20 protein-coding genes are annotated in these 21,455 nt (G+C 60.3%); 10 read left to right on the top strand and 10 right to left on the bottom strand.

Annotation, left to right across the window (positions count from 1 at the left end):
* Positions 1-209 precede the first annotated feature (209 nt).
* From TERRO_RS21520 to TERRO_RS21540, 5 genes are all read left to right on the top strand, one after another.
* The gene (locus tag TERRO_RS21520; protein WP_014787831.1) at positions 210-953 is read left to right on the top strand and encodes a gamma-glutamyl-gamma-aminobutyrate hydrolase family protein; all 744 of its coding nucleotides are present in this window, start codon (positions 210-212) and stop codon (positions 951-953) included.
* Positions 954-1,568 (top strand): 16S rRNA (guanine(527)-N(7))-methyltransferase RsmG, encoded by a 615-nt coding sequence (gene rsmG, locus TERRO_RS21525; protein ID WP_014787832.1) that lies wholly within the window; start codon positions 954-956, stop codon positions 1,566-1,568.
* A 144-nt stretch (positions 1,569-1,712) separates the two neighbouring features.
* The gene (locus TERRO_RS21530) at positions 1,713-2,537 is read left to right on the top strand and encodes a ParA family protein (protein ID WP_014787833.1); all 825 of its coding nucleotides are present in this window, start codon (positions 1,713-1,715) and stop codon (positions 2,535-2,537) included.
* A 34-nt stretch (positions 2,538-2,571) separates the two neighbouring features.
* Entirely contained in the window at positions 2,572-3,483 is a 912-nt protein-coding gene (locus tag TERRO_RS21535) for a ParB/RepB/Spo0J family partition protein (protein ID WP_014787834.1), read from the top strand.
* A 70-nt stretch (positions 3,484-3,553) separates the two neighbouring features.
* Positions 3,554-4,333, top strand: a complete 780-nt coding sequence (locus TERRO_RS21540) for a methyltransferase family protein (protein ID WP_014787835.1) — start codon at positions 3,554-3,556, stop codon at positions 4,331-4,333.
* Positions 4,334-4,445: 112 nt separating this feature from the next.
* Here TERRO_RS21540 and TERRO_RS21545 read toward each other — a convergent pair whose 3' ends face one another.
* The 3 genes from TERRO_RS21545 to TERRO_RS22520 form a co-directional block, all read right to left on the bottom strand.
* On the bottom strand, positions 4,446-4,757 hold the full coding sequence (locus TERRO_RS21545; RefSeq protein ID WP_014787836.1) for an HU family DNA-binding protein: 312 nt from the start codon (positions 4,755-4,757) through the stop codon (positions 4,446-4,448).
* 283 nt (positions 4,758-5,040) lie between these two features.
* Entirely contained in the window at positions 5,041-5,739 is a 699-nt protein-coding gene (locus tag TERRO_RS21550; protein ID WP_014787837.1) for a DUF2461 domain-containing protein, read from the bottom strand.
* A gap of 11 nt (positions 5,740-5,750) precedes the next feature.
* Positions 5,751-6,269, bottom strand: coding sequence for a hypothetical protein (locus TERRO_RS22520; protein WP_014787838.1), 519 nt, complete (start codon positions 6,267-6,269; stop codon positions 5,751-5,753).
* A gap of 87 nt (positions 6,270-6,356) precedes the next feature.
* Between TERRO_RS22520 and TERRO_RS21560 the strand changes: the two genes are divergently transcribed.
* Both TERRO_RS21560 and TERRO_RS21565 read left to right on the top strand, forming a co-directional pair.
* Complete coding sequence (locus TERRO_RS21560) at positions 6,357-7,286, top strand: SPFH domain-containing protein (RefSeq protein WP_014787839.1); 930 nt, start codon at positions 6,357-6,359, stop codon at positions 7,284-7,286.
* A 268-nt stretch (positions 7,287-7,554) separates the two neighbouring features.
* Positions 7,555-8,400 (top strand): SGNH/GDSL hydrolase family protein, encoded by an 846-nt coding sequence (locus tag TERRO_RS21565; protein ID WP_014787840.1) that lies wholly within the window; start codon positions 7,555-7,557, stop codon positions 8,398-8,400.
* Between the two features lie 381 nt (positions 8,401-8,781).
* On the opposite strand, the gene TERRO_RS21570 is transcribed toward TERRO_RS21565, so the two are convergent.
* Together TERRO_RS21570 and TERRO_RS21575 are read right to left on the bottom strand one after the other, a co-directional pair.
* Positions 8,782-9,699, bottom strand: a complete 918-nt coding sequence (locus TERRO_RS21570) for an NADP-dependent oxidoreductase (RefSeq protein ID WP_014787841.1) — start codon at positions 9,697-9,699, stop codon at positions 8,782-8,784.
* 39 nt (positions 9,700-9,738) lie between these two features.
* Complete coding sequence (locus TERRO_RS21575) at positions 9,739-10,260, bottom strand: SRPBCC family protein (RefSeq protein WP_014787842.1); 522 nt, start codon at positions 10,258-10,260, stop codon at positions 9,739-9,741.
* Positions 10,261-10,436: 176 nt separating this feature from the next.
* On the opposite strand from TERRO_RS21575, the gene TERRO_RS21580 reads away from it, so the two are divergent.
* Positions 10,437-11,603, top strand: a complete 1,167-nt coding sequence (locus tag TERRO_RS21580; protein ID WP_157178488.1) for a threonine aldolase family protein — start codon at positions 10,437-10,439, stop codon at positions 11,601-11,603.
* Between the two features lie 10 nt (positions 11,604-11,613).
* Here the strand turns inward: TERRO_RS21580 and TERRO_RS21585 are convergent, their stop codons facing one another.
* The 4 genes from TERRO_RS21585 to dnaN form a co-directional block, all read right to left on the bottom strand.
* Positions 11,614-12,438: a class I SAM-dependent methyltransferase gene (locus tag TERRO_RS21585; RefSeq protein WP_245536168.1), complete on the bottom strand. Its 825-nt coding sequence runs from the start codon at positions 12,436-12,438 to the stop codon at positions 11,614-11,616.
* 102 nt (positions 12,439-12,540) lie between these two features.
* Positions 12,541-15,690, bottom strand: a complete 3,150-nt coding sequence (locus tag TERRO_RS21590; protein ID WP_052313430.1) for a protease pro-enzyme activation domain-containing protein — start codon at positions 15,688-15,690, stop codon at positions 12,541-12,543.
* Between the two features lie 326 nt (positions 15,691-16,016).
* Complete coding sequence (accD, locus tag TERRO_RS21595) at positions 16,017-16,856, bottom strand: acetyl-CoA carboxylase, carboxyltransferase subunit beta (RefSeq protein WP_014787846.1); 840 nt, start codon at positions 16,854-16,856, stop codon at positions 16,017-16,019.
* Between the two features lie 217 nt (positions 16,857-17,073).
* Positions 17,074-18,264, bottom strand: coding sequence for a DNA polymerase III subunit beta (gene dnaN / locus TERRO_RS21600; RefSeq protein ID WP_014787847.1), 1,191 nt, complete (start codon positions 18,262-18,264; stop codon positions 17,074-17,076).
* Between the two features lie 945 nt (positions 18,265-19,209).
* Between dnaN and TERRO_RS21605 the strand changes: the two genes are divergently transcribed.
* Together TERRO_RS21605 and TERRO_RS21610 are read left to right on the top strand one after the other, a co-directional pair.
* The gene (locus TERRO_RS21605) at positions 19,210-19,791 is read left to right on the top strand and encodes a hypothetical protein (protein ID WP_014787848.1); all 582 of its coding nucleotides are present in this window, start codon (positions 19,210-19,212) and stop codon (positions 19,789-19,791) included.
* Between the two features lie 10 nt (positions 19,792-19,801).
* On the top strand, positions 19,802-20,131 hold the full coding sequence (locus tag TERRO_RS21610) for a TfoX/Sxy family protein (protein ID WP_014787849.1): 330 nt from the start codon (positions 19,802-19,804) through the stop codon (positions 20,129-20,131).
* 55 nt (positions 20,132-20,186) lie between these two features.
* Here TERRO_RS21610 and TERRO_RS21615 read toward each other — a convergent pair whose 3' ends face one another.
* The gene (locus tag TERRO_RS21615) at positions 20,187-21,317 is read right to left on the bottom strand and encodes a Gfo/Idh/MocA family protein (protein WP_014787850.1); all 1,131 of its coding nucleotides are present in this window, start codon (positions 21,315-21,317) and stop codon (positions 20,187-20,189) included.
* Positions 21,318-21,455 lie beyond the last annotated feature (138 nt).

Raw genomic sequence — 21,455 nt, forward strand, 5'->3', positions numbered from 1 at the left:
ATCAAGCGCACTGACCATGCGCGGCATCTACCGGAGAACTTCCTGCCCAACAATCAAGCGCACTGAAGGTGCGCGACTTCCTAGCCCAGGGCGAAGCCCTGGGTCTAGTCGTTCGGAAGATCTGCGGGCTGTAGGCCCGCGACAAAGGCCTCCATGCCCGGAAACACTTGGGCGAACCGGCCAAACACCCGCCGGTCGTAAAATCACCCATGATGAAGCCACGCATCCTGATTCCCGTCCCAACCAGCTTCGACGAGCCCTACAACGCCGCCAACTGGTCCAACTACGCCGCTGCCATCTCCGCGGCGGGCGGCGATCCGGTTCGCCTCGAACTAACCCACACCGCTGCCGAGATCGACGCACTCGTCGATCAGGCCCAGGGCATCCTTCTCCCCGGCAGCGGCGCCGACGTCGACCCGTCCCACTACGGCCACGAACGCATCCCAGAGTGCGCCGAGGCTGACAATCTCCGCGAACAGACCGACCATGCCCTCTTCGCCGCTGCGGAGCGCACCAAGAAGCCCCTGCTGGGCATCTGTTTCGGTACGCAATCCATGAATGTCTTCTATGGCGGCACCCTCCATCAGGACATTGACCCGCTTCCGGTCAATCACCGGGCAGGCCGAGCCGTCATCACGGCTCACCCGGTCCTGTTTCCCGTCGACAGCCGACTCGGCAAGATAGTCGTCGCTTCCGGCGAAGCCGTAGCCGAAGATGAAGAATTTGCCCGCCTCCCCGTGAACTCCAGTCACCACCAGGCCATCGCAGCCCCCGGGGACGAGCTCCGCGTCGTCGCCCGCTGCCCGGCTGACGCCGTCATTGAAGCCATTGAAGGCCCCGACCCGGCCCACTGGCTGATCGGCGTGCAGTGGCACCCTGAGCGCACAACGGAGACCAGCGCCGCCTCGCGAAGCATCTTCCAGTCCTTCGTCGAAGCCGCCAGGAACGCATAGATGCCCACTCTCCTCGAAAACCGTATCGCCGACTTGCTGGAACCCTATCTCGCGGGTGGCCCGGAGCTCGCCGCCGACCTCATCCCCCGTATGAGCCGCTATCTCGACCTGCTCATGCTCTGGAACGCGAAGACCAACCTCACAGCCATCCGCGAACCGGCGCAACTCGTGCAGCGTCAACTGGGCGAGAGCCTCTTCGCGGCCCGCTTCCTCCCAGCCACCGGCACATTGCTGGACTTTGGCTCCGGTGGCGGCTTTCCTGGCATCCCGCTGCAACTCGCATTCCCAGACCTGCGGGTAACGCTCGCGGAATCCCAGGGTAAGAAGGCCGGTTTCCTGCGGGAAGCGACGCGTTCCCTGGCATTGAATGCCGAAGTCTGGTCCTCCCGCGTGGAAAGCATGCCGTCAGATCGCTCTTTCGACATCGTTGCCATGCGGGCCGTCGATCAAGCAGCAGCCATGCTCCCCATAGCCCAGGAGCGTGTGGCCCACACAGGCCAGCTCCTCCGCTACCTCCCGGCAAGCGAGGAAACTCACCTCGGTGAATGGGACCTGACGCAAGAAGCCCAGGTCCCACTCTCCCAAGGCCGCATAGCCCTTTGGAAGCGAGCTTAGTAGACGTTCCACGTGGAACATCCAGGCCTCTCCCATCGTTCACTCAGATGTTCCACGTGGAACATCTCGACCTGAATTCCTCACCCATGTTCCACGTGGAACAACAGTCCCGCCACCCCATCCTGCTACTCTTGCCCAAGACACATGGGCAAAGTAATCGCAATCGTCAATCAGAAGGGCGGCGTGGGTAAGACCACAACGGCAATCAACCTCGCCGCTGCCATCGCACTCACCGGCCTGGACACGCTCCTCGTCGACTGCGACCCGCAAACAAACGCCAGCGGCGGTCTCGGTGTCACACGCGACACCGAACGCATGTCCACCTACGACGTGCTCCTCGGCGACTGCACCGCTGCAGAAGCCATCATCGCCACCGCCGTCGAAAACCTCTCCATCATCCCCAGCAGCAAAGACCTCATCGGCGCCAACTTCGACCTCGCCCAGCAGGAACGCCGCGAATTCTGCCTCAAGGAAGCACTCGCCCCCCTCCGCGAGCGCTTTCCCTTCATCCTGCTCGATTGCCCGCCGGCGCTCGACCTCCTCACCCTCAACGCCCTCGTCGCTGCCGACAGCCTCCTCGTTCCCATGCAGGCCGAATACTTCGCGCTCGAAGGCATCTCGGAGCTGACCGGCACGCTCGACCGCGTCGCCGGAGCCTTCCAGCCAGACCTCGCACTCGAAGGCGTCGTCCTCACCATGTACGACCCGCGCACCTCGCTGTCGCAGCAGGTCTCTGAGAACATCAAGGGTTTCTTCGGCGACAAGCTCTTCACCACCACCATCCCGCGCAACATCCGCGTCGCCGAAGCGCCCAGCCACGGACTCCCCGTTGTGCTCTACGATCCCAAATCACGCGGCGCCGAAGCCTACCGCGACCTCTGCCGCGAACTCCTCGCACGCAACGGCGTCTTCACCATCGCAGGCAATCCCGCTGGCGCGGTCGTCCACGAGTCCGATCCAGAAGAGTAGTCCGCACCTCCGCAACACCCAGGAGTTTTGAACGATGTCCACCGCCAAAGCACCCGATCCAAAGCGCCGCGCACTCGGCCGAGGCCTCGAAGCATTGCTGCCCACCCGCCAGGCAGCCCCAGCACCCGCGCCGGCAGCACCCGTAGTCGAGAACTCCGGCAAGCCGCTCGAAGTCGAAGTCACCGCCATCGACCGCAACCCCTTCCAGACGCGTACCCGCTTCGACGAAGCCGCGCTCGAAGAGCTCGCCCAGTCCATCGCGGCCACCGGCGTCATCCAGCCCATCATCGTCCGCGCCCTCGGCAAGGGCCGCTTCCAGCTCATCGCCGGCGAGCGCCGCTGGCTCGCCTCGCAGCGCGCAGGCAAGCCCACCATCCCCGCCGTCGTCCGCGAAGTCTCCGACGAACAGGCGATGGAGATGACCATCGTCGAAAACCTCCAGCGCGCCGACCTCAACCCCATGGAGCAGGCACGCGCCTACGACCGTCTCAGCCGCGACTTCAAAATGACGCAGGACCAGATGGCCAAGCGCACCGGCAAGGACCGCGCCTCCGTCTCAAACTTCCTCCGGCTCCTCCGCCTCCCGGAAGCAGTCCAGGGCAAGGTAGAGGCAGGCGACCTATCCTTTGGCCACGCCCGCGCCCTCCTCGCCCTCGAATCCGAAGCGCAGATGATGGCAGCCGCCCAGAAGATCGCCGCGCTCTCCATGTCCGTCCGCCAGACCGAAACCTACGTCAAAAACCTGCTCGACCCCGAACGCAAACTCGGCAAAGTAGAAGCGCCCGCCGCCGAAATCGATGCCAACGTAAAGGCCGCCCAGGACCAGCTCCAGCGTTCCCTCGGCCTTAAGGTCCGCATCGAAGATACCCACGGCAAGGGCCGAGTCGTCATCGAGTACAGCAGTCTCGAAGACTTCGACACACTCCTCGAGACCCTTTCCCGATAACGTATCTAATTGATTTAATGAGCTTTACCTGACAAACCGCAGCAGCCCCGGCGCTGCAGGACGACCCTTTATGCAGGCCACCGCCTTCGAATACAAACACCGCTACCTAGTCCACGGCCTCATCTACACCCTCTGCTTCGCGGCACCGTGGCCCGATTACCACAACGGCGCGGCTGGAATGACACACATCCAGGTCTGGAACTTCGTCCGCAACGGCAGCGTCTGGTTCCGTCTCTCGGACGCCCTGACCCGTCCGCTCTACCAGCACTTCGCTTCCGCCTGGAACACCATCCTCGTCGGCATGATCCTCTTCGCCCTCGCCGGCGCAGCCCTCCGCGTCTGGGGAGCAGCCTATCTCGGCGCCACCACCGTCCAGCGCGGCGGCATGGTCGGTGACCGCATCGTCGCCGACGGCCCCTACCGCTTCGTCCGCAACCCGCTCTACCTCGGCACCATCCTGCATACCATCGCGCTTGCCATGCTCATGCGGCCCGACGCAGCCGTCCTCTGCGTCCTCCTCATCACCTTGGTTCAGCTCCGCCTCATCGGCCGCGAAGAGCCCTATCTCCGCGAGCGCCTCGGCGAATCCTACAGCGCCTACCTCATGGAGGTGCCGCGCCTCGTGCCCTCGCTACGCCCCTGCACAGCCCCCGGACAGAGCCATCCGCACTGGCAGCAGGGCATCCTCAGCGAGATCTACATCATCGGCGTCGCCGTCACACTCGCTGCCGTAGGCTGGTCCAACGGCTTCGCCTGGGAGGCGTCCGTCCTCCGCGTCATGCAGGGCATCGTTATCTCCCTGGGCCTCTCCGTCATGGCACGAGCCTTCATCCCAAAGGCCACCTTTTAGAGCAACCAGGCAAATAATCGCAGCGCAGCAAAAACCGCCGCCACGCATCAGCGTAGCGGCGGTTCTGTCTTACGGACGTGCAACACCGTTCGCGAACGAGCGGTGCAGTTGACTACTTCTTGACTGCTGCAGCCTTCACCGGTGCAATCGCGTCCTTCGCAGCCTTTGCCACGCGGAACTTGACCACGGTCTTCGCCTTGATCTTGATGGCTTCGCCCGTCTGCGGATTGCGGCCGGTGCGTGCCTTGCGCTCAGCCTTGACCAGCTTGCCCAGTCCAGGAATGGTGAACTCGCCGTTCTTCTTGGTCTCCTTCACTGCGGTCTGCGCCAGCAGATCCAGGAAGCCAGCCACCTGCTTGGTGGGCAGTTCGGTTGCGTCGGCCATCTGGCGGATGAGTGCTGTCTTCGTGAGTCCCTTTGCCATTGTGTTGCTCCTTTACGTGCAGAAACTGTGATGCGGCGCGGGTGGGGCGCATGACGTTCGGCGATCGCTTTCGTTACCCTTCGCGATACAACCGGCACCGGTAAAATCTCCAGTGTTCATGCGGGTTCCCGCAACCGTTCCGCATATCACGATGGACTTTTGTGGGCAGCTTGTCAACGGACAAACTTCCACTTTTGTCGGTTTTCTTTGGCTTTTAGCGGGATTCTTGTGGAAAGGTGTCCAATATGGTTCCATATCGGGCAAAATCCCTGCATTTTCGCGCCTAAAACAAACTCTTCCGCGGTGCCGCAGACCTTAGCAAAGGCGCATTCAGCAGCGCCACCATCGGTGCCATCGCACGAAATCTCTTCACAATCTCGCTGCCAAGCTTTGGTGTCATCGCCACATCCACCGGCAACGTGGCCGACAAAGCCCACTGCCGGCACAGCAACAGGTCCGCAGCAGGGTCTTCCGCGGCAAAGCCCTTTGGCATTCGCTTCAATGGATTGCTGTCCAGCTCAGGCATCAGCTTCCGCAGCTTCTTGTCCGCCAGCATCGCCCGCATCTCTCCATGGGCCTGCTGCATATGCCTGCGGATCGCCAGCAACTGCTCCGGCTGCGGCATATAAACACCTGCCGCAACCACAACCTCATCGCTCCCCACATGCGCATAGAATCCGCCGCCACTCGTCTTCGCCAGCGAAGCCGGTGACCACCACGCACCCACATGGGTCTTGTACGGCAGCTTGTTATTGCTGAAGCGCGTATCCCGATAGATACGGAACATCGCCTTCTTCGCAGGCTTCACACACTCCGGCGCAAACTCGATCAAGGCTTCATTGATCTCATCGATCAAAGCAAGCCACGGCGCCTGCACCTCCGCCTCATACACTCCCTTCCGATCCGCAAACCACGTGCGATCGTTGTGACGCTTGAGACCCTTTAAGAACTTGATACCGGCAGGTGCAAAGTGTGTAGCCATTGTCTCTATTCTCAGCGAATCACTGTGATCACGGGCGGTCCGGTGGCAATCACATCGATCACATGATTCTGCGTCACGATTTCGTAATGCTGCATTGGTCCGTCAAGCTCCTCGGGATACTGAGTATGCGCACGAGTGAACTCCAAAAGATGGGACGCCGAAAAAATCCGCAACCACTTTCCTGAGAATCTCTCAGGGGCTACCGGATACTTCCCGCAGCTTTCATCGGAGACGGAATAACTGATCAGCCTGTGACGGCTGAACTGGATGAAGAAACGCCGCGAGCTTCCATCCGGACGAATTGGGCGGCCCACACCAAAATCAACACCTTGCAGTACCAGGGGTTCTTCAGCCTGCGCCTTGCCCTCAACGAGCAGGATGGAGAGTTGCAGCTCTTCCAACTCACCGATGGCCTCCACGAAGAAAGACTCGCACTCGTCCATGAGGCGAGCGCCCTCTAGCCAATCAATCGGCAGCTCCTGCTGCGCCGCACCTTTCAGACGACCCTGGAGCTTCGCAAGCAAATTCATCCGACAAGTGTAGCGGCTTCATCTCAGATCGGGAGCCCATCCACCAGAGGCGTATCGTTAACTCTCGAACGTCCTTGGAGTCTTTCGATGGATCCCGTCTTTGGTGTCATCCTGCTCGTCATCGCACTCGCCCTCCTCATCACACTGCTCAAGACCCTCTACACCGTCCGCACCTCGCAGGCCGGCGTCGTCGAGCGCTTCGGCAAGTTCAACCGCATCGTCCGCCCAGGCCTCCATCTGCTCATCCCCTACGCAGAGCGAGTCTCCTTCGTCGACCTGCAGGTCCAGCAGGCCCAGTTCTCCGTCGAAACCAAGACACGCGACAACGTCTTCGTACAGATCCCCGTCAGCGTCCAGTACGGCGTCCTCGACGACAAGATCTTCGACGCCTTCTATCGCCTCTCGCGCCCGCAGAAACAGATTGAAAGCTTCGTCTTCAACTCCATCCTCGGCCACGTCCCAAAACTCACACTGGACGAAACCTTCGAACAGATGAGCGGCATCTCCATCGCCGTCAAGGTAGAGCTCGACGCCACCATGCGCGAGTTCGGCTTCAACATCCTCACCGCCCTCGTCACCGACATCATCCCGGACGCAAAGGTGAAGGCCGCGATGAACGACATCAACGCCGCACAGCGTTCGCAGGTAGCCGCCCAGGCCAAGGGCGAAGCCGACAAGATCCTCAAGGTCAAACAGGCCGAAGCCGAAGCCGAAAGCAAGGCGCTCCAGGGCAAAGGCATCGCAGCCGAACGCCAGGCCATCATCGACGGCCTCCGCGCCAGCATCGAACACTTCCGCGAATCCGTACCCGGCACCACCGCAGAAGATGTCATGGCACTCGTCCTGCTCACCCAGTACTTCGACACCCTGAAAGACATCGGCATGCGCGGCGGCACCAACACCCTCTTCCTGCCCAACAACCCAGGCGCAGCCAACGAGTTCCTACAGCAGATCCTCGCAGGCCTACGCGCAAACCCACACAACCCCGCACCACTACCACCAGAACCCAAACACTAACCCCGCCGCCAAACCGGGTGCCCCACGTCTCGCTTCTGAGACGTGGGTTCATACCAACCCCGGCAACGAATTACGAAACGACCACCAAGCGGGTGCCCCATTCTTTGCGAAGCAAAGGGTGGGTTATCGCGCGAAAGCGCGACCAGCAAAGCCTGAAGCACCAAAGCCATAAATGGGAACCACTAAGGTGGGGAGTCGTGCAAAGCACGAACCGCTTTCCATCACCAATCAAGCCCCCGCTATACTGGCCTCGCCAAGAGGACCAAGAATGCGCCGCTACCTGTTACTCCTACTCCTCGCACTGACCCCATTCGTAACCCAGGCCCAAACCAAACCCTACAACCAGCTCTACGTCTTCGGTGACAGCTACTCCGACAGCGGAGCAGGCTACATCGATGGCAACGGACCCACCGCCGTCGTCTATCTCGCCCAGCGACTAGGCATTCCCTTCACCTACTATGGCGACCCCAAAACAAAATCCGAACATCCCATCCGCGAAGGCCTCAACTTCGCAGTCAGTGGAGCACGCACCGGCGCAGGCGAAGGCAAACACTACCCGCACAACGAATTATTAGGCAGAGGCATGCGCAACCAGGTCGACGACTTCGCCGCCATGGTCAAAGACGGCACGGTCAAGTTCGATTCAAAGACCACCATGTTCTTCCTGCTGGGTGGCCTCAACGACCGCGGCTTAAAAGACGGAGAAACCGTCAGTAACATCGAGGGAGAAATCGAAACCCTCTACGCCCTCGGCGCACGCCGCTTCCAGGTAGCTTTGTTACCCACTAAGATCCCAGCCTTCGCCTCCGCCGGCGAACGCTTCAATCCGCAGTTAGCAACAATCCCCGCCGACGAGCGTGCAAAGCACCCCGACATCCAAATCGCAAACAGTAACTGGGGCAGCTTCTTCGACGAAGTAATAACCCATCCCGCAAACTACGGCCTGACCAACACAACCGATAAGTGCGCCGGCCGAGTCCTACGCGACGAAGACCCAACCCCCTGCGCCTCACCACAAACCTACTTCTACTACCACGAAGGCCACCCCTCCACCGCCACCCACAAAGCAGTAGGCGACCTACTCTACAAAGAAGCAACGAACACCAACAACTAACCAATAAAACCGGGTGCCCCATTCTTTGCGAAGCAAAGGGTGGGTTATCGCGCGAAAGCGCGACCAGCAGATCCTGTCCCAAAAGACAGTGCGGGGCAAGCCGGGTGCCCCAAGTCTCGACTCTGAGACGTAGGTTCTCAGCGGTAACTCCGCCGCTCACTCCGTCCTACAGACGTATAGGGTCTCTCATCCCACGAACCCATGCGCTCCCGCGCAGTAGCTGTCATCCCAGAAACCATGCACTCGCGAGCAGTAGCCGGCATCCCATGTGGCTACGCGCTGGCGAGCGCATAGCGGGCTGAAGGCCCGCGACAAAATCCTGCCCAACAAAACAAAAGCCCCACACCTAAGATGTGGGGCCTCCATTCCAAAACCAAAGCACTAAAGCATCAACAACAAAACCTTCCCACCGCTACCGCCCTTTTCCGCAAACTCCTGCGCCTCCGCGGCCTCGCTCAACGCAGACTTACGAACAATCGGTAACTTAAACTTCCCATCCCGATAATCATCCGCAAACTCCCGCACCTTGCTCGGATCAGGATGCGCACGATGCGGCACCACCTTCACATCAGGATGCAACGCAGCATCGGGTGGCGGAGTAACGACCGTGCCGCAGATACCGCCTTCTTTAATATGGCGCAGCAGGGGTGTCGTAACATCGCCACCAACCGTATCGGCAATGGCATCTACCTTGCCCATACTCTGCACGGCATCTTCGTCGTCCAGCGCAATCAATGCATGCGCACCCAGTTCCTTCGCCTCATCCAACTGGTGTTTCCGAACGCCCGCAATCACATGTGCGCCCAGCTTCTTCGCGGTATGCACCGCCGCGCGGCCAACGCTGCCCAGCGCACCCGTAACCAGAATCGACTGGCCCTTCTGCAGACCACAGGCCTCCCGCACCAGTTGATCGCCAGTAAGTACCACCAGCGGCAACGCTGCAGCCTCAATAATGTCGACGCCATCGGGAATATGCGTGATCTCATTTCCCTTCACAATCACCAGTTCGGCATAGGTGCCATTGGTCAGCGCCATCACACGCTCACCCACCTTCACGCCGCGCACGTTACTACCGACTGCGCGCACCAGGCCGCTGACATCGCGACCAAGGATCGCCGGAAAACTCACCGGAAAGCGCTCCTTCGCAGCTCCTGAACGCATCTTCCAATCGATCGGATTCACGCTGGTCGCGGCAGCCCCAACCAGTACATCGTCCTCACCCACCTCGGGGTCAGGTGCATCCGTCTCGTACTTCAGATTCGTCGCTGGACCGTACTCATACAACCGGACTGCTTTCATTGCCTGCTCCTGAACTCTCGTACTGTTGTCGTACCGTGCCTACGCATGGGATGCCGTCTGCTCGTCCGGCAGATACTGTCGCCAGGCGTCACCCTCGGCAATTCGCCTGATCCGCGCAAATCGGCTCCGTAACAGCCGCAGAATATGCGGCACCATCACATACCGCGCCACCAGCCGCCCCACGAATCCAAACGGTAGCGAGAACCGCACCTCATCCTGTAACTCAGTACCCGCATCATTGGGCAGCTCCCGCAGATGATGATCATGCTGAAAGGTGCGGAAGCGTCCATCCAGCATGCTGTCCTGCATAAACACCGGCCGTTCATACCCTGAGATACCGGTCACGTGGTAATGCTTCAGGCCCAACTGCCAGCCCTCCCAACGCACCTCGTCACCATGCTGCACCAAGCCCTCCGTGCGCCCCGTCACCGGCTTCATCCCAAGCTCTTCACGCACCAGCGCAATGCAGCACGTCAGTTGGAAGCACCGGTCAATCGGCGCCTTCACCACGGCCGTGTCGCGCAACGTAAACGTGTCGCCGTCCTGTGTCCACTCTGCCATCGTGTCTCTACCCGTCTACGTGTGATGTCGCGCGGAACCAATAGGCAGCACGTGCGTATGATGAGTCCACACGCCACCCATAACCTCAACGAAAGCCTCGCGCTTTTGTAACCGCATCAGTCTTCGCGCAGAGGCAGATGCGCGACAACTCGCAGTACCGGACGACGGAGACGACCATGGCAGACGCAATCAACCGGAGATCCTTCCTGCTGGCCGCCGCACCCGCGGCACTCACCGCCGCAACCCTCGCGCAGCACCCACTGCTCGCGCAGACGGCAGCAGCGCCGGCTCCACTGCCTCCCGTCGACGACCGCACCGTCTACTTCGCCAGTGACTACCCCAACATCTCGCCGGAAGAACACATCCGCATGTTCACCACGGCCCTCGCAAAACATCCCGGCAAGGAAGACACCTATCTCAAGGGCGGAGCCGTCACAGAACTAGAGCAGAAGTTCGCTGCTATGTTCGGCAAAGAAGATTGCGTCTTCCTGCCCACCGGCACACTCGCCAACAACCTCGCGGCACGCATCCTCTGCGGTGAGCACAAGCACCTCATCACCCAGTCCGACAGCCACCTCTACGCCGACGAGAGCGACAGCCCATCCATCCTGAGCGGCATCACCATGCAGCCCGTCGCACCCGGCAAAGCCGCGCCCACCTTTGAAGAGTGGGAGGCAGCCGTCCTCGACGCCGAACACCGCGCCTACCCGCTCAAGGTCGGTGCCATCTCCATGGAGAGCCCCGTTCGCCGCCACAACGGCGAGTCGATTCCCTTCGCCATCGTTCAGAAAGTCTGCGCCATGGCAAAGTCCAAAGGTATCGCCACCCACTGGGACGGCGCCCGCGCCTTCATGCTCCTCGGCACACCCGGCTACGACCTCGCCCACTACGCCGCGCCCTTTGACACTGTCTTCGCATCGCTCTACAAGGCACTCCACGCACCCTTCGGCGGCATGCTCATGGGCACCAAAGAAAAGATGGCGCAGGCACGCGACCTCCGCCACGTCTTCGGCGGCCTCATCTATCACGGCTGGGTCGCAGCACTCCCTGCACTCAACGCACTCGACGGCCTGCCCGAACGCTGGAGCAAACTCCGCACCGCCGCTGAAGAGTTGATCGCAAAGCTCCAGTCAGCCGGCGGCTACACCATCGAACGCGTCCCCAACGAAAGCAACATCTTCCTGCTCAAGCCATCCGAAGCACGCATGAAGGGTCTCCAGGACCGCCTGCTCGCCGCAGACATCCGCATCGCCGCACCGCGCAACGGATCCATCGTCATGTACTTCAACGAAACCATCCTGCGCCGCCCCATCGCAGAGATCCTCAAGCCCTTCGTCGTATAACGCCCAGTCGCTAACCAACCTTCGGCAACAGGCGAGCGGACAGCATATGTCCGCCGCCACCAATCGCCCGCAGCTTGCCCTCTGTAAAGTACCGGGCATTCAGCGCACCCGTATCCAGGTCCTCGATCAACTCCCAACCCATGCCCCTTAACCGCTCCCGAATCTCCTCCGGCGTAAAGAAAAGCTGGAATGGCTCCCCAGCAGCCGCCACACGAGCAGCCAGCGAATCGAAGGCAAGCTGTTCCAGATACGGCAGCGCCTCACGCGGCAGCGCGTAGTCAAAAATCAGCTCGCTTCCGGCAGCACATTTCGACAGAAAGTCCATCGTCGAAACGAACCCTTCCTCGGTCAAATAGGGAACCACGCCCAACCAGGCGAAAACAGTCGACTGAGACGATTCAAAACCTGCAGCCAACAGCCGCTCAGCGAGCGAATCCGCATGAAAATCAACGGCAACATGCGACACATTTGCCGGCGATTCAATCCCCGTCCTCGCCAGTAAAGACAGCTTCCAGGCCTGCGTATCCGGGTGATCCACCTCAAAAACACGCACGCCCACAAAGGGATTTCGATAAGGAAACGTATCCAGACCAGCCCCCAGCAACACATACTGCGAAGCGCCCCGCAAAGCCACCGCAGCCGCCAGAGTATCTTCCGCAAACCGCGAACGACCCACCAGAAACGCCCGTAAACCAACAGAATGAGGCCGCGAAGGCGCCCGCAGATCTGTACCACCAAGCTTGTCCGAAGTCATGCCAAGAATGCGCAAAGCAAGCGGATCCTTGAAGACAACCGGTTGATCAAACACCTGATGAGCAGCCCGCCGCAACGCCACTCGATACGCCGTCCCTGACGGTTTCCCCTCACGCATATCTTCACTCTAACGCGACAAAAGCCGCCCACATTCCGGCGGCTTCCGTCCGTCCTTATAACCCTTCTACTGCACGATCAAAGTAAACGTAGTATTCGCGGTAAGCGTCCCCGAGGTCCCGGTCACGCGAATCACATAAGTACCCGGCGTCGTGGTTGTTGTCGTCGTTGTCGATGCCGTTGTGCTGCCGCTGCCGCAGCCGGTGATGCCAAGCGTGCCCGCAGATACAACCAACGCGATCAGGACGCCGACATGCAGACGCCTGCGGAGTACGAAGCACGCAACTAACCCTGCACTAAGTACGATCAGACCGGTGCGCTGCCCTGGCAGTCCTGACTGCATCGGCTTTGTGTCTAGCTTCGCCTGCGACGGACTTCTCAGCGTCGCAGCCGACGTGCAGCCACTGGTTGTCGTAGTAATCGTAAGTGTCGACGTAACCGCGCCACTTGTCACCGTGGCAGCAGGCGCCGAGTAACATCCTGCGAAGGTTCCTGTTGAGCTGATCACTGCAGGCGTTAAGGTCACAGCGCCGGTGAAGCCGCCCGCCGGCGTCACCGTGATGACATTTGTGGCTGCACTTCCAGCAGCCACCGTCACCGTCGACGAACCTGCCGATACCGAAATTGATGCAGTCACTGTTCCCACCGTAAGGTTGGTCGTGACACTTGTCGATCGATAAGTAGCACTGCCGCTGTAGACAGCGGTCACGGTGTGAATTCCCGACGTCGCAGCACCCGGATAGGTATAGGTCGCGGATCCGGACACTAATGCCACCGCCGTACCTACATTCGCTCCGTCCACCTGGAACTGCACGGTACCTGTAGGCGTTACTCCGCCGGTGAAAGCCACTGACGTCGTATAAGTCACTGCGGTATTAAGAGCGACTGTAGTGTTCGCAGGAGTCAATGTAATCGTCGGCAGAGGCAGCACCGCCGTCACCGTAATAGTCGCAGTACCGGCGTTGTAGTTAGAGTCTCCCGCATAGGTCGCCACGATGGTATGGGTACCTGTCGCAGTAAAGCCGCTATAGCTGTAAGTGGCCACACCGGAGCTAAGTGCAACTGCGGAACCGACGGCGGTGCCATCCACGGTGAACTGCACATTACCCGTGGGTGTTGCCGTACTGCTACCAGCGCTGCTCACCGTCAGAGTGAACGTCACAGCGTTGCCAACGGTCGGTGTCGTCGAAGACGCGATCAGAGCAAGCGCCGGTGCCTTGGTCGATACCGTTGTCAGAGCTGACCGCAGCGCCGACGCATCCAGGGAGCCGAGGCCCGTTACCAGGTCGTAGCCAACACCGGCGCTGTATCCTATGCTGCCGGTGGTGCAGTCCGTTGTGCCAACAGTACAACTGACGATGTTATCGCCGGTCGTGACGTCATGAAAGATCGTGCTGTAACTCGATCCCTGTGCCAGCGTGTAGAGCATTGGGTTTACGTTGCCCAGTGACCCGCCGCCGTTAGCCTGTTCGATGACGGCTAACATCGCTGCAAAGTTAGGTGCTGCGACGGACGTACCGCCCACCAGCCCACCACCACCAGTAGAAAAGCCGACTGTACCGTTGGTGCAGGCACCGTCCACCGTGCAGGTGAAATAGCCGTGCTCCGTGATATTGGCAGGAAACGCTACATCCGGAACGTCGCGATGGCTATCAGCCGGAACGCCCGTGCCGCCTTGCCAGCTGGGCTTCGCAAATATCTTGCTTACTCCGCCGCCGCTGGCTGCAAACGACTTATACGCCACCGTGTCGTTCCACGAAGTCTCCGGCATATAGCTGATCGCCGAGCCTGCAAATGCGTTGTTCGTGGAACTCCAGTAAGTACTGGCATCGCTGGTCAGCGTGGTGCCACCCACGGCAGTTACATAAGGCGAAGATGCAGGATAGCTGACAGTCAGTCCGCGAGTGGCAACCGTCACCTTCGTGCTGCTCTGATCGCAGGTCGCCGCACCTGAGTCACCGCTGGAGACCAACACCGTTTGCCCCTGCGCGTTCGCCTGCTTCAGGTACGACTCGAAGGGATTGGTTCCCGTCGTGGCGTACGTGGTGAAGCTTGACTCACAGCCGCCATAACTCAACGTCAAGACGGGGATTACAGCGGTGCCATTATTCGCAAGCTTGGTCGTAATCGCGTAAGTCAGTGCATCGAAAACGCCATTGTTATTACAACTGTTGTTATTCGTCAGGGGCGAAGCATTGGTAGTAGTGCCACAACCGGTATAGATAAAGTTGATGCTCGCACCCGGCGCGCTGCCGGTCGTGTATTCCAGATCAAGTTCCGACTCACCCTGATCGCCACTGATCTTGTTGGAAACGCCCGTGTTGGGCACCAGCGTCATCGTCGGCAGCTTAACCGTTGAAACGCCGGTCTTCTGCTGGAAGTAAGTAAGCTGTGCCGAATCCACCGCGGACTGTCCGATGACACCGATAGTGATGCCGGTACCGTCAAACCCGCTATTGATCAGCGTATTCATGCCGTAGATCTGGCGGAAGTCCCATGGCACCAGGTAGTGATTGCCACCGCTGGTGGTGTAGTAAGGCGTCAATCCCGTCTGGTTCTGCGACGCCTGCGGCAGCGCTGTGCGGCGCAATTGTGGCGACGCCAGCCGATAGCTGCTCAGACCGGTGACGCCACCAATTACGTCCGCCATTGCTGCCGGCACCTGCACGGCAGTGCTGTTCTCAAAGAAGGTGCGACCATCCCGCTGGTACTGCTTCATCGTGACGGCAAAAGCACTCTCTACCGCAGCGGATGTACCACTGAAGACGATGCGATTACGGCTGGGTGCAACGGAGTCCACCGTGAAGCCGCGAGCCTGCAGCCAAGCAGTAAGTACGGCTACATCATCGTCAGACACACCAAAACGCGCTCCATACTGCTCCGGCGTCAGCCACTGGTGATAGCTGGTGGATGCGGGGTTCTGCTGGTCCGCAATCAGTTGCGTCAGGGCAGCATCCTGCGCTGCCGTCGGCTTCAGATACAGCGCCATGCCCTGCAAACGTGTCTCGCCGGGAAGCTGACCAAGAGTATCGCTTGCCTGCAGCCGCTCTTCGGACACGCTGCCCGGCAGCGCGATCCGTGAAGCTGTAGCGGCAGGAATCGCAGATAGACGACGGGCAGATACCTGCGCCGTTGCATGGACTACGCCGGACAACAGCAGACCGGAAGCAAAAACCATGCGAAGGGCGCGGAGCGTCATCGGCGTCTTTCGGGCCATTTGGAGAGGGGCAGGTGTCATCACTTGTTTTCAACCCTTTGGGGCCAACCGAGCCGGTGTCCGGCATGCGGTCGTGAACGGAGAGGACTCCGCGCTCTTGGCCTTTTGTCTATAGGACGAGATACTTCATCCCGAGTAAACACTCGCAAGACAGCTTTGTCGTCCCCAACAGGTGTTAGATCCCGCAAACGTTTACCGTTCTGGGATCATTTCCTGACCTGATGAACATGAGTTGCTGGAGACCAAAGCCCTCACATCATCTGGCGCAAAAGCGTGCCCGCAGAAAGACCGCAGACAACAACAAACCCAGCATCGATCAGCCGGTATCAGCCTGCCATCCATCCAAACGCCCGGTCGAGATAAACCTTCAGCTCCTTGCGAGGAACAACGGCATCCAGGAATCCGTGCTGCAGCAGGAATTCGCTGCGCTGGAAGCCCTCTGGCAGCTTCTGCCGGATCGTCTGCTCGATCACGCGGGGACCGGCAAAGCCGATCAGAGCGCCGGGCTCAGCGATGTTCAGATCGCCCAGCATCGCGAAGCTGGCAGTAACGCCGCCGGTCGTGGGGTCCGTCATCAGACTGATGTACGGCACCTTCGCGTCAGCGAGGCGGCCCAGCGCGGCAGAGATCTTGGCAAGCTGCATCAGGCTGGCGATGCCTTCCATCATGCGAGCGCCACCGCTCGCGCTGATGATCAGCAGGGGTGCCCGAGTAGCCAGCGATCGGTCGACAGCGCGGGCGATCGTCTCACCCACCACCGCACCCATGCTGCCGCCAATAAAGCTGTATTCCATGGCGCTGATGACAATATCGCGCTCGCCCAGCCTGCCGATCGCATTGACGATGGCATCATTCAGCCCGGTCTTGGCCTGCGCTTCGGCTAACCGCTTTTTATAAGGCTTCAGATCGGTAAAGTTCAGCGGGTCGGTCGAGACCAGCTCGAGATCAACCAGCTCGTAACCGGGTTCCAGCAGATTCTGGATGCGGGTCCGTGCGTCCATCTTGAAGTGGTGGCCGCAATGCGGACACACGCGCATGTTCGCGTCCAGCTCCGCACGGAAGATGGCCTTGCCGCAATCCGGGCACTTGACCCAAAGGCCCTCGGTGCGGACCGTCCGCTCAGAGTCCGAAACAATCTCGTTATCCAGCCGCTTGAACCAACTCATCGCTGATAAGTCTACCCGGTTTCGGGTTCGAAGGTCCGATCGCCCACTCTTCAGTTTGGTCAACAACGCGGATTCTTCTGAAAGACAAAGAGCCCGGCACAAGGCCGGACTCCCCATCCAGGACTACTCAATATGCCCTGCCCAAAGCCGGGCTATTACTGCATCCCGCATTAGCATTGACACGCGCAAAGCGCGTCGAGGCCTCGATGGCAGATCGTCAGATACGCATGGGCATCAGGATGTAGCGGTACTTCTGGTCTTCGTTCGCGTCTTCCGGACGCATCTGACCGGCAGACTGGGCGTCCTTGAACTCCAGGCGGACCTCGCCCGTGTTGCCTATGGCTTTCAGAAAGTCGATGAGGTACTGCGAGTTGAAGCCGACGACCAGCGGATCGTAGTTGTAGGGCGTCTCAATGATGTCTTCCGACTCGCCCGAATCGGTGGACGAGGACGAGATACGAAGCTCGTTCTGTTCCAAGCGGATTTTGATAGCGCCCGAGCGTTCGTCGGCGAACTGGGCCACACGCTGCAGGGCACCCATCAGGTCCTCACTGCGCACGATGACAAACTTGTTGTTATCGCGCGGCAGGACGGCTTCATAGTTCGGGAACTGGCCCGTCAGCTTGCGGCTGGTAAGGACTCGTCCACCCATACGGAAGAAGAGGGTCGTCTCGTCATCGGCAAATTCGACAAAGTCATCGTCTTCGCCCGAACCGGAGGCCAGCAGCGACTGCAGCTCGCCCAGCGCTTTACGCGGAATCAATGTCTTCTTCTCGCCGGTGATGCCTTCCAGCGTCTCGCCCAGGCGCTCAATGTGCGCCAGGCGATGACCGTCGGTGGCTACCATGGCCATGCTCTCAGCCTTCAGTACCAGCAGCGCGCCGTTCAGCGTGTAGCGGCTCTCCTCGCTGGAGATCGCGAAGATAGTCTTTGAGACCATGGAGCGCAGCGCGGGCGCGGCAATCTTGATCGCGCTGGCGGTCGGGAACTCCGGCACCTGCGGGAAGTTAGCACGGGCCATGCCCACCATCTTGGTGTTGGAGCGGCCTGCGCGGATCTGCACCCAATGGTTATCCATCAGCTTGATGCTGATCTCGCCCTCAGGCAGCAGCCGGATGTAGTCGTACAGCTTGCGCGCAGGAACAGTGCAGGCACCCGGCTTCTTCACCTTGGCGGGGCAGCTCGTGCGCAGGCTCTGGTCGAGATCGGTCGCAGTGATGGTCAGGCGATCGCCGGCAGCCTCAAACAGGAAGTTCGACAGGATCGGAATCGTCGTCTTCCGCTCGACCACAGATTGCGCCGCGGTCAATTCGCGCAGCAGCTCCGCACGCGAGACGGTGATGTCGAGGTTGCCGGTAGGTGCTGCTTCAGTGGTTTCAAGCGAAAGCGGCGATGCGGTCGTGGACACGAGAGGAACCTCCGGAACAAATGCGGGCAATGCAAGAAGTCAGATCTGGACAGCGGCACCAGCCAGGCTGGCCCATGGGTTGCAGTCGACAGTGCCTAAGTGGTACTCAGCCTACCACCGCGCCACCGCCTTTCCTAGCGCGTTTCTGATGCCGTTACCGCCCCAGATGCGGACTGGGAGAACGGTGTTGCTGATGCGCAATCGTAGCGCGGAAGCGAGGTGTGGAAGGCCGGGCCGGATGGTGGGAAACCGGTGTTCCTGATCAATTTGCCAAACCAGTTCGCCATGCCCGGCGCGAAGCCGGGCCGGAACGGTTGGAGCCAGGCAAACGGACACACGCGAAGCGTGTCGAGAACGGCACGAAGTGCGTGCGAGTACTTGCTTCTAAGAACCATAGCCTTATGAAGACTTATTGCCCGTAGTAGTAACCGTTGTCGGCGGAAATGTGGATCGCTTGCCCAAACAACTCAAAACGAGCGACTTGCTCTATGTACCAGATTCAGAAAACCTGCCCGCAGAAACCGAAGAAGCAGGACAACGGGAGCACTTTTGATAGCCGCTCCTCCGTCGGGACGCGCAATCCACCGCGATCCACCGATACCTGCCGACTCCCGGGCAGAGCTTAAGTGGAAACTCCGCGCACAACCGCGCCATTGCTGGGGAATGGGACCTATGCGCGATCCACAGGAGGACCCTGCAGCCTGAGGAAAGCCGGGGTTTTACGATATTTCCTCAACGTGCCTGGACCCTGTGGCAAAGACGGTCCGGAACGTCTTTGCCATCGATCCGGACAGTGGCGTTCCGGGCTGCAATCCGGAAGAGCTTCGGCGAGGTTGCGGCAACAACTTGTCCGTTTCGCAACCCGCGACCTGCGAAAAAAAACTGTCGTAAGGGATAACGACTGGGCTTGGGACGTTCTGATACCGTTGGCTGCGAGTGCCAACCATGACATCCTTTCTCTCTCGCAAGGTCCTTCTCCCCACGTTTCTATGCGTTGCGTCCGTCGCATCGGCGCAGACCGCGCCTGCGCCGACGCCGGCTGCACCGGCACCTGGCGCTATCGCGGCTCACCCGGAGTGGCCAAAAGCAAATCCTGCCGATGTGAGTTCGCCGCAGGCGATCATCGCCGCCGTCTCCGACGCCATCTCAGGCGAGGCAGGAACGCCGCGCGACTGGCAGCGCGTCCGCTCGCTCTTCATCCCGGGAGCAGGACGCATGGTCGTCACGCGCGTCCCAAAGTCCGGCCCGGCCGACGTGACGGTGATGTCGATCGACGACTACGAGAAGCGTGCCGGCGGGCAAACCTTTTTTGAGAAGCCCATTGCGTATCAGGTCGAGAGCTTTGGGCGCACCACGCACGTGTATGAGTCCTACGGCATTCGCCACAAGACCACAGACGCGGAGCCGTACGTCCGCGGCGTCAACAGCTTTGAGCTGCTCTTCGACGGCACCCGGTACTACATTCTGCAGATCTTCTGGGATACGGAGCGGCCGGACAATCCCCTCCCGGCGAATCTGAGCAAGTAAGGAGAGGGACATGGCGCGCGATGCGGGACTCGAGGCGATGGTCAACGACGCCTTGCGCGGACAGCCCGGCCTGATCACGAAGGCCATGTTCGGCGGCTGGGTCTGGATGCAGCACGGTAACCTGCTGTGCGGTGCCAAGACCGATAGCCTGCTGGTGCGGCTGGGTAAGGATAACGTCGCGTGGGCACTCGAGCTCCCCGGCGTCACCGCCATGATGAGTGGCACCCGGCCCATGCGCGGCTGGGTGCGCGCCTCAGCCGAGGCCTACGGCGGGGGCGCTACCTTCGACCCGCTGATCGCCGGCGCCCTTGCTTTTGTCGCGACGTTGCCACGGAAATAGCCGGTCTGAAGCAGGGCCGGGAGCCCTGCTTCAGACCGGCAATTAACGCGCGTCGTTAGCGGGAGGGCAGCGGCTTCAGCATGACCGTCCGGCCGGTGCGGATGCTCTCGCGGGCGGCATCCAGGATCTGCACGACGACCATGTTCGTCTCCAGCGACGACAGGTCGCCGCTGGGATCGACCTCGTGATGCAGCACGGCGGCCAGATAGTCCAGCGAGTTGCTCTGGTTGTGCGGCAGTGCAGGCGCCGGGTGAGCGGGCGACTCAGACTTATCGCCCTTGTATCGCGTCACAATGTCATTGCCCGCAACGGTAAACAGCTCACCCTTGTTGCCGTAGACTTCCATATTCTTCACGGCAAAGCTCCAGTCCCACGACGGCATCAGGATCGCCTGCATGCCGGGGTAGGCGACGATCACGGTGGCATCATCCTCGGTGCGCGTGTAGATCTCCGGCTTGTGTGTCTGTCCAATCGCCGTGACACTCAGCGGAGTCTTACCTCCGTTGATCACGGTGGCCAGGTCGGCGCCGTAGCAACCAAAGTCAAACAGCGCACCCGCACCGTTCTGCTTTGGATCGGTGATCCAGGGCAGCCACTCCGGGCCGACACCAATCTCCTTCGGTCCCTCATGGCCATCGCGCACCAGGATCTTACGCACCGTACCCAGCTTGCCGTCCTTGATCTCCTTCAATGCTTCGGCGTTGCTGTTGTACCAGGTGGTCTCGTAGTTCACCAGCACCTGGACGTGGTGGTCGTGCGCAGCCTTGCGAATCGCGAGGGCGTCTTCCACGGTGGTGGTCAGTGGCTTCTCGACCATGCTGTTCACGCCGTGATTCGCGGCAATCTCGATCACCTTCCGGTGCTCCGCAATGGTGCCGTAGCCCAGCACGGCATCGGGATGCAGCTTGTTCAGCATGGTCTCTTCGTCTGTGTAGAAGAGGGTAGAGTCAAGCTTGTACTGGGCGGCATACTGCTTGGCGAGTGCCTGGTCCGGCTCCACAATCGCAACCAGCTTTGCAGTGGTGCTGTTTGGCAAGGAGTGCAGGAAGCCCTTCACATGGCCATGCGTAAGACCAACGATGGCGACACGGATGGGCGTGCCTGCCACAGCTTGTGCCTGCGATGGGACAAGCGGTGTCAACAGCAGCGCAAGCGCCGGAACAGCGGTGCGGATCATTCGAAACATACGGACCTCAAGAGACTGAATTCGCCAAGGGGGATTCGACGGGTTAGGCATGGCAAGCATCGCACTCACGCAACGCAGCATGCAATCGCGCAGACCAACATGGGAAACGGCAAGGGACATATGTCGCTAAAAGGCAGA

This window comes from Terriglobus roseus DSM 18391 (assembly GCF_000265425.1).
In the GTDB taxonomy this organism is placed as follows: domain Bacteria; phylum Acidobacteriota; class Terriglobia; order Terriglobales; family Acidobacteriaceae; genus Terriglobus; species Terriglobus roseus.

Coding starts and splice junctions, on each gene's coding strand:
- TERRO_RS21580 (WP_157178488.1), top strand. CDS start 10,437: ATGGCAGACGCAATCAACCGGAGATCCTTCCTGCTGGCCGCCGCACCC.
- TERRO_RS21530 (WP_014787833.1), top strand. CDS start 1,713: ATGGGCAAAGTAATCGCAATCGTCAATCAGAAGGGCGGCGTGGGTAAG.
- TERRO_RS21570 (WP_014787841.1), bottom strand. CDS start 9,699: ATGAAAGCAGTCCGGTTGTATGAGTACGGTCCAGCGACGAATCTGAAG.
- TERRO_RS21520 (WP_014787831.1), top strand. CDS start 210: ATGATGAAGCCACGCATCCTGATTCCCGTCCCAACCAGCTTCGACGAG.
- TERRO_RS21550 (WP_014787837.1), bottom strand. CDS start 5,739: ATGGCTACACACTTTGCACCTGCCGGTATCAAGTTCTTAAAGGGTCTC.
- TERRO_RS21565 (WP_014787840.1), top strand. CDS start 7,555: ATGCGCCGCTACCTGTTACTCCTACTCCTCGCACTGACCCCATTCGTA.
- TERRO_RS21535 (WP_014787834.1), top strand. CDS start 2,572: ATGTCCACCGCCAAAGCACCCGATCCAAAGCGCCGCGCACTCGGCCGA.
- TERRO_RS21545 (WP_014787836.1), bottom strand. CDS start 4,757: ATGGCAAAGGGACTCACGAAGACAGCACTCATCCGCCAGATGGCCGAC.
- rsmG (WP_014787832.1), top strand. CDS start 954: ATGCCCACTCTCCTCGAAAACCGTATCGCCGACTTGCTGGAACCCTAT.
- TERRO_RS21605 (WP_014787848.1), top strand. CDS start 19,210: ATGACATCCTTTCTCTCTCGCAAGGTCCTTCTCCCCACGTTTCTATGC.
- TERRO_RS22520 (WP_014787838.1), bottom strand. CDS start 6,269: ATGAATTTGCTTGCGAAGCTCCAGGGTCGTCTGAAAGGTGCGGCGCAG.
- TERRO_RS21540 (WP_014787835.1), top strand. CDS start 3,554: ATGCAGGCCACCGCCTTCGAATACAAACACCGCTACCTAGTCCACGGC.
- accD (WP_014787846.1), bottom strand. CDS start 16,856: ATGAGTTGGTTCAAGCGGCTGGATAACGAGATTGTTTCGGACTCTGAG.
- TERRO_RS21575 (WP_014787842.1), bottom strand. CDS start 10,260: ATGGCAGAGTGGACACAGGACGGCGACACGTTTACGTTGCGCGACACG.
- TERRO_RS21590 (WP_052313430.1), bottom strand. CDS start 15,690: ATGGCCCGAAAGACGCCGATGACGCTCCGCGCCCTTCGCATGGTTTTT.
- TERRO_RS21560 (WP_014787839.1), top strand. CDS start 6,357: ATGGATCCCGTCTTTGGTGTCATCCTGCTCGTCATCGCACTCGCCCTC.
- TERRO_RS21610 (WP_014787849.1), top strand. CDS start 19,802: ATGGCGCGCGATGCGGGACTCGAGGCGATGGTCAACGACGCCTTGCGC.
- TERRO_RS21615 (WP_014787850.1), bottom strand. CDS start 21,317: ATGTTTCGAATGATCCGCACCGCTGTTCCGGCGCTTGCGCTGCTGTTG.